The 10140-nt window shown below is 53.3% G+C and carries 8 protein-coding genes and 1 rRNA gene; 8 read left to right on the top strand and 1 reads right to left on the bottom strand.

Features of this window, described 5'->3' with window-relative positions:
* Window positions 1-129 precede the first annotated feature (129 nt).
* Window positions 130-236: ribosomal RNA gene (gene rrf, locus QZ305_RS11140) — 5S ribosomal RNA — on the top strand.
* Between the two features lie 765 nt (window positions 237-1001).
* On the opposite strand, the gene QZ305_RS11135 is transcribed toward rrf, so the two are convergent.
* A complete protein-coding gene (locus QZ305_RS11135) occupies window positions 1002-2210 on the bottom strand; it encodes an acetyl-CoA C-acetyltransferase (protein WP_294732019.1) in 1209 nt (402 codons plus the stop codon).
* Between the two features lie 269 nt (window positions 2211-2479).
* On the opposite strand from QZ305_RS11135, the gene QZ305_RS11130 reads away from it, so the two are divergent.
* The 7 genes from QZ305_RS11130 (at window position 2480) to QZ305_RS11100 (ending at window position 10054) form a co-directional block, all read left to right on the top strand.
* Window positions 2480-3619 (top strand): acyl-CoA dehydrogenase, encoded by a 1140-nt coding sequence (locus tag QZ305_RS11130; protein WP_294732018.1) that lies wholly within the window; start codon window positions 2480-2482, stop codon window positions 3617-3619.
* Between the two features lie 16 nt (window positions 3620-3635).
* On the top strand, window positions 3636-4427 hold the full coding sequence (locus QZ305_RS11125; RefSeq protein ID WP_294732017.1) for an electron transfer flavoprotein subunit beta/FixA family protein: 792 nt from the start codon (window positions 3636-3638) through the stop codon (window positions 4425-4427).
* Window positions 4428-4443: 16 nt separating this feature from the next.
* On the top strand, window positions 4444-5472 hold the full coding sequence (locus tag QZ305_RS11120) for an electron transfer flavoprotein subunit alpha/FixB family protein (protein ID WP_294732015.1): 1029 nt from the start codon (window positions 4444-4446) through the stop codon (window positions 5470-5472).
* A 27-nt stretch (window positions 5473-5499) separates the two neighbouring features.
* Window positions 5500-6342, top strand: a complete 843-nt coding sequence (locus tag QZ305_RS11115) for a 3-hydroxyacyl-CoA dehydrogenase family protein (RefSeq protein ID WP_294732013.1) — start codon at window positions 5500-5502, stop codon at window positions 6340-6342.
* A 176-nt stretch (window positions 6343-6518) separates the two neighbouring features.
* Window positions 6519-7298 (top strand): enoyl-CoA hydratase-related protein, encoded by a 780-nt coding sequence (locus tag QZ305_RS11110; protein ID WP_294732012.1) that lies wholly within the window; start codon window positions 6519-6521, stop codon window positions 7296-7298.
* Between the two features lies 1 nt (window position 7299).
* Window positions 7300-8856, top strand: a complete 1557-nt coding sequence (locus QZ305_RS11105) for an acyl CoA:acetate/3-ketoacid CoA transferase (protein ID WP_294732011.1) — start codon at window positions 7300-7302, stop codon at window positions 8854-8856.
* Between the two features lie 139 nt (window positions 8857-8995).
* Entirely contained in the window at window positions 8996-10054 is a 1059-nt protein-coding gene (locus tag QZ305_RS11100) for a low specificity L-threonine aldolase (RefSeq protein ID WP_294732010.1), read from the top strand.
* Window positions 10055-10140 lie beyond the last annotated feature (86 nt).

Below are 10140 nucleotides of genomic sequence, written 5' to 3'. Positions count from 1 at the left end.
GTTGACTGGCACTAATCGGTCGAGGACTTGATCGAAAGAGAAGTAAGAGCCCGCAGCTTTGCGGAAGACAGGAAACGGGAAGAAATATCGAGTATGGTTTTCAGAGACTGGTGGAGATATGAATCCAGAAGTGGTCATCATGGCAGAGAGGAAATACCTGTACTCATCCCGAACACAGAAGTCAAGCTCTCTTGCGGTGACGATAGCCGAAAGGCAAAAATAACACATGGCCACTGAGAAAGCCGGTATCCGAGAGGGTATCGGTTTTTTCTTTTATTCCGGAATACATGCAGACAGCACAGTCATCTGATCCGGGCCCTGCCCAGGGCCGCAGGCCCCATCGGCAGTGGTCTGTGTTTCAAAAACAGTTGTCGGAATACAAGGAAATGGCAATCATTTCAATAGGCAGCGCGAAAGATTTCACAGGGATACTGGGATCATGAACGAAAATCTCAGAAAGAAAGGATGTCACATGGGTGGTATTATGCTGGCTGCCTTTGCCTTCCTGGGGCTGTGGTCATGGGTTTAGTCCTGATCCACAGAGTAACCGTACCAGAGGATATGACCGGATCCCGGGATGGAACACCTGCTTTGACGGAAAGCAGCAGTGATGGGTATCCAGTGCAGTTTCAGACAAATCAGGAATGGAAAGATACACCTTATGGTGCGGAGTCAACTGGAGTGGCGGGGTGTGCTTCAACGGTGATGGCATTGGGACAGGATTCACCAGTTGTACTGGTGCAGTGGGCGGAGGAGAACTGTTATGTTGAGGACGGTTTGGGATGTAGCGGCGTTTCCTTGAAGTGGCTGCCCAGGCAGCTGGTTTGCAGGCACAGGACCTGCCGTTTGATCAGAGGCTGGTAGAACATGGACAGAACTGAAGAATCAGATCCGGTGTCTCTGGACTGTGGGGTAAAGGCTGAGAAGACCCGATACATGACGATACAAAAAAGACTGGAATGTGTGGTTCCAGTCTTTTTCGGTGTGTTTGGATATTGATATCAGTCTTCGCAGTTCTTGACAACCACTGCGGTGCCCATACCGCCGCCGATGCAGAGGCTGGCCAGACCGTAGGTGGCTTTCTGACGCAGCATTTCGTGAAGCAGGGAAACGAAAATCCGGTTGCCGGATGCGCCTACCGGGTGACCCAGGGCAATGGCGCCGCCGTTTACGTTGGTGATCTTCAGCAGTTCATCACGGTCGATGCCTGTCTTTTCCACCAGTTCGTGAACGACACCCAGAGACTGGGATGCAAAGGCTTCGTTCAGTTCGATGACATCCATGTCCTGCAGCTTCAGATCAGCCTGCTTCAGGGCGTTCAGGATTGCAGGCGTGGGGCCCAGACCCATGTACAGGGGATCAACGCCACCCTGTCCGCAGCCGATGACTTCAGCGATGGGTTTCAGGTTGTATTTCTTCACGGCTTCTTCGCTGGCCACGATGCACATGGAAGCGCCGTCGTTGATGCCGGAGGCGTTGCCGGCTGTTACTGTGCCGTCCTTGATGAATGCGGGACGCAGCTTGGCAAGTTTTTCCAGGGATGTGGCACGGGGGTGCTCGTCTGTGTCGAAGACAACAGTTGCCTTGCGCTGTTTGATTTCAATGGGGACGATTTCATCCTTGAATTTGCCGTCGGCGATGGCTTTCAGGGCTTTTTCCTGAGATGCCAGGGCAAATTCATCCTGCATTTCCCGGGTAATGTTATATTTTTTCGCGATGTTTTCTGCTGTAACGCCCATGTGCACATTGTTCATGGCATCTGTCAGGGCATCATAGGTCATGGCATCCACCACAGTCTGGTTGCCCATCTTTGTACCGGTGCGGTTTTTGCCGTTCAGCAGATAGGGAGCTGCGGACATGTTCTCCACGCCGCCGGCTACGAACAGATCGCCCCAGCCTGCGTGGATGCGGATCGTGGCTTCAATGATGGCTTCCAGTCCGGATCCGCAGACCATGTTGATGGAGTGTGCGGGCACGCTTTCGGGAATGCCGGCATCCAGAGAGATATGGCGGGCAATGTTCTGGCCCAGGCCGGCACCGATTACGTTGCCGATGATGACTTCATTGATGTCCTTGGGTTCGATGCCTGCTTCGGCGATGGCTGCTTTGAGAACAGTGGCTCCCAGCTCAGCGGCAGGAACATTTGTCAGGCTGCCCAGGAACGTGCCGATGGCGGAACGTTTGGCAGCGACGATGTAGGCTTTGTTCATAAAATGTCCTCTTTCTACTCGGTTAGAGAGTCCTTTATGATAGTAACGCCCGCCGAAAGTGGTGTCAAACCGATTTGTGATTAATTGCACAATTTGAAAATTCCCCTTACAAATTTTGGGAAACATCATATCAGAAATTGTGAAATTGTTCTCAATTGTCATTGACTTCAATGGAAGCGCTCTGTAAAATTGAGTCGCATGTAAAACAGTGAAAAGCTTTTTTGTGTGCCTGCCAATGCAAGTTCATGTATGGAAAGGAGAACTTCATAATGGATTTTAATCTGACAGAACAGCAGAAGCTGATGCAGAAGCTGTTCCGCGAAGTAGCGGAAAATGAAGTAAAGGAAAACGCAGCGGACGTTGATGAAAGCGAACGTTTCCCGAAGGAAGCAGTTCAGGTCATGAGAGACGCAAAAATGCTGGGCATTCCTTATCCGAAGGAATACGGAGGAGCCGGTGCCGACTACCTCAGCTATATCCTTGCAGTAGAGGAGCTGAGCAAGAAGTGCGCCACAAGCGGCGTTGTTCTTTCGGCTCACACGTCCCTGGGCACATGGCCCATTGCACAGTTCGGTACGCCGGAACAGAAGGAAAAGTATCTGCGTCCGCTTGCTTCCGGTGAAAAGCTGGCTGCCTTCGGTCTGACCGAGCCCAATGCCGGTACCGATGCTGCCGGCCAGCAGACTACTGCGGTCAAGGACGGTGACGATTATGTCATCAACGGAACGAAAATCTTCATCACCAACGCAGGTGAGGCTGATGTCTACATCATTTTCGCAATGACAGACAAATCCAAGGGCACACGGGGCATTTCCGCATTCATCGTGGAAAAGGACACACCGGGATTCACCATTGGTCAGCACGAGAAGAAGCTGGGTATCCGCGGTTCTGCCACAAGCGAACTGATTTTCAACAATGTACGGGTTCCCAAGGAAAACCTGCTGGGCAAGGAAGGTCAGGGATTCCGGATCGCAATGCAGACGCTGGACGGCGGACGCATCGGCATCGCCGCCCAGGCTCTGGGTATTGCACAGGGTGCCATTGACGAAGTCATCCCCTATGTAAAAGCCAGAAAGCAGTTTGGCCGTCCCATTGCCAAGTTCCAGAACACACAGTTCCAGCTGGCCAACATGCAGACTGCAGTTGATGCCGCAAGACTGCTGGTTTACCAGGCTGCCATGGCCAAGGAACAGGGCAAACCTTACACAGTGCTGGCAGCAGAAGCAAAGCTGTTTGCCGCAGAAACCGCCATGGACGTTACCACAAAGGCCATCCAGCTGATGGGCGGTTACGGCTACACCCGCGATCTGCCGGTTGAGCGCATGTTCCGTGATGCCAAGATCACCGAGATCTACGAAGGTACATCGGAAGTGCAGCGCATGGTCATCTCCGGCGCCATGCTGAAGTAGGGAGGAATCATCGATCATGAATATCGTAGTACTGGCAAAACAGGTACCGGATTCAACTGAAATCACGGTAGACAAAAATACTGGAACTCTGGTCCGCGACGGCGTGCCTTCCATCATCAACCCGGATGATCTGGCAGGTCTGGAAGCTGCGCTGGAACTGAAGGACAAAAACCCGGATGTGAAAGTGACTGTGCTTTCCATGGGTCCCCCGCAGGCTGCAGGCATGCTGCAGGAATGCATCGCCCGCGGTGCGGATGGTGCGGTTCTGCTGACTGACCGTCGTCTGGGCGGCGCCGACACCTGCGCCACCAGCCGTACCCTGGCTGCCGCACTGAAGAAGATCGGATTCGATCTGATCATTGCAGGCCGTCAGGCCATTGATGGCGACACCGCACAGGTTGGTCCGCAGACTGCGGAACGTCTGGGCATTCCCCAGATCACCTATGTGGATGAAATCATTGAACTCACACCGGAAAAAGTGAAGGTCCGCAAGCAGCTGGAAGATGAAGAACAGATTCTGGAAAGCAAAATGCCTGCTGTGCTGACAACACTTTCCGGCATGAACAAGCCCCGCTACATGAACTGCGTGGACATTGTTGAATCCTTCGGCAAGCCGGTTCAGACCATGACATTCGATGATCTGGATCTGCCTCTGGAAGTGGTGGGTCTGGCTGGTTCTCCCACGAAGGTTCACGCCACTTTCACAAAAGACGTATCCGCCAAGACGGAAACATTCGATCTGCCTGCAGCGGAAACTGCGGAAAAGATCGCAGCTGCCCTGAAGGAAAAGCAGCTGATCAAGAAGTAGGAAGGGGACATCACCAATGGCAAAATTTGATGGATACAAGGACATTTATGTCTTTGTCGAACAGAAAGACGGAAACATTGCGGATGTCGGCTATGAACTGATTTCCGAAGCCCGCAAGCTTGTCGCCAGCATGCCCGAAATGGGATTCAACGTGGTTGGCGTCCTGCTGGGCAGCGGCGTAAAGGACAAGGCACAGGATGTCATTGCCCATGGCGCAGACAAAGTGATCGTGGTGGATGATCCTCTGCTGAAGGACTACAACACACAGTTCTACACAGATGCCCTGACACAGGTAGTCAACGAATTCAAGCCGGACAGCTTTCTGACAGGTGCCACTGTGGAAGGCCGTGACCTGGCACCCCGTGTGGCTGCCCGCCTGAATGCAGGTCTGACAGCGGATGCCACGAAGATCGCAATTGATCTGGACAAAGTCAAGGATGGCGAAGCATTGCTGCTGGTTACCCGTCCGACATTCGGCGGCAACCTGTTCGGTACCATCGTATGTCCGAACACACGTCCGCAGATGGCAACCATCCGTCCGAAAGTATTCGACATGGCGCCTGTAGACGAAAGCCGCACAGGCGAAGTGATCGAATTTGCGCCGGCATGGGAAACAACGGAACCGGAAGTCACGATTCTGGAAGTGGAACCCAAGGAAGCGGAAGGCGTGGACATCACGAAAGCCGACATTCTGATCGGTGCCGGCCGTGGTGCTGAAGGAAGCCTGGACTATCTGAAACAGGTTGCGGAAGAACTGGGCGGCGAAATGTGTGCGACCCGTGCGGTTGTGGAAGACGGCTTTGCCGACAAGGCTGTTCAGGTTGGTCAGACCGGCAAGACTGTCCGTCCGAACCTGTACATCGCCTGCGGTATCTCCGGGGCTGTGCAGCATGTAGCCGGCATGGAGAAATCCGACTTCATCATCGCCATCAACCGTGACCCGGAAGCGGAAATCTTCAAGATCGCCAACCTGGGCTTTGTGGGCAAGATCGAAGAAGTCATGCCGCTGCTGGTTGAAGAAATCAAAAAGGCAAAAGCCGCTTAATTCACAGAGGAAGAAGGAAGCAGAACAATGACAAGAAAAGTAGGAGTAGTCGGTGCCGGCACCATGGGCCAGGGCATCGCAAATGCATTCGCCACAGCAGGCAATGACGTTATCGTTGTCGATGTAAAAAAAGAATGGGCTGAAAACGGCGTCAACAAGATTTTTGCCGGCAAGGACAAACTCGTTGCCAAGGGAAAAATCACCCAGGAAGCAGCAGATGCTGCCAAAGCAAACCTGAAAGCCGGTGTATACGAAGACCTGGCTGACCGCGATCTGATCGTGGAAGCGGTTCTGGAACAGATGCCCGTCAAGAAGGATCTCTTCAGCAAGCTGGATGAGATCGTGAAGGAAGATGCAATTTTCGGCACCAACACATCCAGTCTGTCTGTAACCGAGATTGCCAACGGCATCAAGCACCCGGTCATCGGCATGCACTTCTTCAACCCGGCTGACCGCATGAAACTGGTGGAAGTCATTTCCGGCGCCAACACACCCGCTGAAGTGAAGGACACAATTCTGGAGATTTCCAAGGAAATCGGCAAAACGCCTGTTGAAGTCAATGAAGGCCCCGGATTCGTGGTAAACCGCATCCTGATTCCGATGATCAACGAAGGTACCGTGATTCTGCAGGAAGGCATTGCTTCCGTGGAAGACATCGATACAGCCATGCAGCTCGGTGCCAACCACCCGATGGGTCCCCTGGCACTGGGCGACCTGATTGGTCTGGATGTTGTTCTGGCCATCATGGATGTGCTGTACAGCGAAACAGGCGATTCCAAATACCGGGCTTCCACGCTGCTGCGCAAGATGGTACGTGCAGGCAAGCTGGGCCGCAAAACCGGAGAAGGCTTCTACAACTACAAGAAGTAGCCGCCTGACAACAGGCAGATCCGCCCTGCGGCCAGTCTGTGCGCAGGCTTGAGCAGGTCAAATATGTCTGGATTCAGAGGCGCAAGGACAATGTCTTTCGCCTCTTTATTATCAATATGAGGCTGCATGCACCCTCATATCCCATCAATGCTCATGGAGCAAAGGAGGAAAATCAAATGGAAAATGTCATTCTTGAAAAAAACGGTCACGTTTCCAAAATCACAATCAACCGCCCCAAGGCGCTCAACGCCCTGTCCACAGAAGTTCTGAAGGATCTGGAAGAAGCGGTCAGCACAGTCAAAAATGATGACGATACATACTGCCTGATCATCACCGGTGCCGGAAACAAATCATTTGTTGCCGGTGCAGATATTGCGGAAATGAAGGACAAGACTGTGGAAGAAGCTGCGGAATACGGCGCTTACGGAAACAAGATCTTCCGTGAAATCGAAACGCTGCACTGCCCGGTCATCGCAGCAGTCAACGGCTTTGCTCTGGGTGGCGGCTGTGAACTGGCCATGGCCTGCGACATCCGTGTTGCAGCTGACAATGCAGTATTCGGACAGCCTGAAGTCGGTCTGGGCATTACCCCGGGATTTGGTGGAACCCAGCGTCTGGTCCGTCTGGTTCCCGCCGGCATCGCCAAGGAAATGATTTACACTGCCCGGAACATCAAGGCTGACAAAGCCGAGAAAATCGGTCTGGTCAACGCAGTGGTTCCCCAGGAAGAACTGATGGCCTTTGTGGAAAAAATGGCTGGCGGCATCGCCAAAAATGCACCGGTGGCTGTTGCGCAGGCAAAGAAAGCCATCAACAACGGTCTGAATGAAACCATTGACGAAGGCATCGCGGAAGAAGTGAAGGATTTCTCCGACTGCTTCGCCACAGAAGACCAGACCTACGGTATGGACTGCTTCCTGAACAAGGTCAAGGACAAGCAGTTCTCCAACAAGTAGTATGTCAAAAGTCATTACACCGGAAGAAGCTGCTCTGCTGGTCAAAGACGGTGACCGCATCGTCATGAGCGGTTTCATTGGAATGTGTCACCCTCAGGAGCTGACCTATGCCCTGGAAGACAGATTTCTGAAAACCGGTTCTCCGAAAAACCTGGACCTGTTTTTTCCCACAAATGTAGGCGATGGCAGTGACAGACTTGGCATGAACCATCTGGCTCACGAAGGCCTGCTGCGCAGCATCGTAGGCGGTCACTGGAATCTGGTGCCTGCACTGCAGAAACTCGTCACGGAAAATAAGGTCAAAGCCTGGAACCTGCCCATTGGCACCCTGGCGCAGCTGCTGCGGGAAATCGCGGCAAACCGTCCCGGCGTCATCACAAAGATCGGTCTGAACACCTTCGTGGATCCCCGTCTGCAGGGTGGCAAGATGAATGACATCACCGATGAAGATCTGGTGGAAGTCATGGAAATCGACGGGGAAGAGTATCTGCGGTACAAACCCTTCAAAAACATCAACGTTGGCTTTATCCGGGGTACCTATGCCGATGAAAACGGAAACATCACCATGGAGAAGGAAGCGGCTTTCCTGGAAGCCCTGGCCATGGCGGAGGCTGTGAAGAACACCGGTGGAATCGTGATTGCTCAGGTGGAAGACATTGTGCAGAACGGCACACTAAACCCCAAGGACGTGAAAGTCCCTGGTATCATGGTGGATTACATCGTAAAGGGAACACCGGACAACCACTGGCAGACGTATATGGATCCCTACAAGCCGGAATTCTCCGGTCAGATCAAAAAACCGCTGGATGCCCTGACTCCCATGCCGCTGAACGCCCGGAAGGTCATCAGCCGCCGGGCAGCCATGGAGCTGGTGCCCAACGCGATTCTGAATCTGGGCATCGGCATTCCGGAGGGTGTGGCCAATGTCGCCAATGAAGAAGGAATCACCGGTCTGAAGATGACGGTGGAAGCCGGCAACGTCGGCGGTGTTCCGGCCAGCGGTGTGGGATTCGGCGCCGCCACCAATCCGGAAGCAACGGTCGATTCTCCCGCTCTCTTTGATTTCTATGATGGCGGCGGTCTGGATGAAGCCTTCCTGGGACTGGCGGAATGCGACAAGTCCGGAAACATCAATGTATCCCGGTTTGGTCCCCGCATTGCAGGCTGCGGCGGTTTCATCAACATTACCCAGTCCACACCGGTTGTCATTTTCTGCGGGACCTTCACAGCGAAGGGTCTGAAGGAAAAATTCGGGGACGGAACCCTGGAAATCCTGAACGAAGGACAGGTCAAGAAATTCAAGAATGATGTGGAACAGATCACATTCTCTGCGGATTTTGCGAAAAAAGCCGGTCAGAAAGTCATGTACATCACGGAACGCGCGGTGTTTGAACTCCGGGACGGCGTATTCACGCTGACGGAAATCGCGCCGGGCATTGATCTGGAAAAGGATGTCCTGGCACAGATGGATTTCCGTCCGGCCATTGCGGATGATCTGAAAATCATGGATGAACGGATTTTCATGGATCAGCCCATGGGCCTGAGCCGGAAAGACTGACTCAGCTGCATCAGACAGAAAACAGGAACAGATGGGGATCAAGCCTCATCTGTTCTTTTTTCATGCCGGCCTGTATAATACATCTGTCTCAAAAACAAATCAGTCCCATCGGATTTCCGGAAGGGAAGAAGGAGAGGTTATGCTATTTTTTCGAAATGACTATGGCCAGGGATGCATCCCGCGGATCATGGAACTGCTGCAGGAAGCCAATGATGCAGACAATCCCGGCTATGGCACGGATCAGTACTGTCAGCGGGCCAGAGAACTGCTGGCTGCCAGAATGCCGGACCATGATCCGGCGATTCACTTTCTGGTAGGCGGCACGATTGTCAATCTCACCATCCTGCGGCACATCCTGCGGCCATATGAAGGGGTGTACTCCCCGGATACTGGTCATATTGCCGTTCATGAAACAGGGTCGGTGGAAGCCACGGGACACAAGGTGATCACCGTGCCGGATGCCTCCGGGAAAATAACGCCTGCTGCTCTGAGAAAAGCCCACAGCCAGTTTCAGCTGAGTTTTGAACACATGGTCATGCCAAGAGCCGTATATATTTCCAATGCCACGGAGCTCGGTACAGTCTACACCCGTCAGGAGCTGGAGGATCTGCGGGCAATCTGCGATGAATTCCAGCTGTATCTGATCATGGACGGGGCCAGACTGGGAAATGCCCTGGAATCCGGGGTGGATTACGATCTGAATGATCTGGCTGGCTGGTGCGATGCCTTTACGATCGGTGCCACCAAAAACGGTGCACTGTTCGGAGAGGCGCTGGTGATCACCAACCGCAAGCTTCAGCCGTATTTCCGTTTCACGGAAAAACAGAGCGGTGCCATGCTTGCCAAGGGCTGGCTGCTGGGGCTGCAGTTCATCGGGCTGTTTGAAGAGGATGCCTGGTACCGCAATGCTCGTCATGCCAATGAGCTGGCGCAGGGGATTCAGGAAAAGGTCAAGGAGCTGGGGTATCCGCTCCTGCTGACCAGCGAGACCAATCAGATCTTTGTGGTGGTGACACAGCAGGAATATGAATATCTGTCCACCCGGGTGGATTTTGAAGTCTGGGAGCAGTGGAATGACGACATCATCATCCGGTTTGTCACAAGCTGGCATACGTCTCAGGAAGAAGCAGACTATCTCTGCGTTTATCTGGAAGAAGCCAGAAATCTGGAAGCCCAGAGTGAACCGGAGGACGAATAGACCGCTTATCCGCCCAGTGGTCATCCGGACAACGATCGAGTAGAGACTAGGTCCCTCTCACACCACCCAGCGTGCCGTTCGGCACT

This window comes from uncultured Faecalibaculum sp. (assembly GCF_910588395.1).
Taxonomy (GTDB): domain Bacteria; phylum Bacillota_I; class Bacilli_A; order Erysipelotrichales; family Erysipelotrichaceae; genus Faecalibaculum.
This window is presented reverse-complemented; position numbering and strand designations above follow the sequence as displayed.

Bases quoted from the DNA above. Each gene is read 5' to 3' on its own strand.
- QZ305_RS11105 (WP_294732011.1), top strand. From the start codon at position 7,300: ATGTCAAAAGTCATTACACCGGAAGAAGCTGCTCTGCTGGTCAAAGAC.
- QZ305_RS11135 (WP_294732019.1), bottom strand. From the start codon at position 2,210: ATGAACAAAGCCTACATCGTCGCTGCCAAACGTTCCGCCATCGGCACG.
- QZ305_RS11125 (WP_294732017.1), top strand. From the start codon at position 3,636: ATGAATATCGTAGTACTGGCAAAACAGGTACCGGATTCAACTGAAATC.
- QZ305_RS11130 (WP_294732018.1), top strand. From the start codon at position 2,480: ATGGATTTTAATCTGACAGAACAGCAGAAGCTGATGCAGAAGCTGTTC.
- QZ305_RS11110 (WP_294732012.1), top strand. From the start codon at position 6,519: ATGGAAAATGTCATTCTTGAAAAAAACGGTCACGTTTCCAAAATCACA.
- QZ305_RS11120 (WP_294732015.1), top strand. From the start codon at position 4,444: ATGGCAAAATTTGATGGATACAAGGACATTTATGTCTTTGTCGAACAG.
- QZ305_RS11115 (WP_294732013.1), top strand. From the start codon at position 5,500: ATGACAAGAAAAGTAGGAGTAGTCGGTGCCGGCACCATGGGCCAGGGC.
- QZ305_RS11100 (WP_294732010.1), top strand. From the start codon at position 8,996: ATGCTATTTTTTCGAAATGACTATGGCCAGGGATGCATCCCGCGGATC.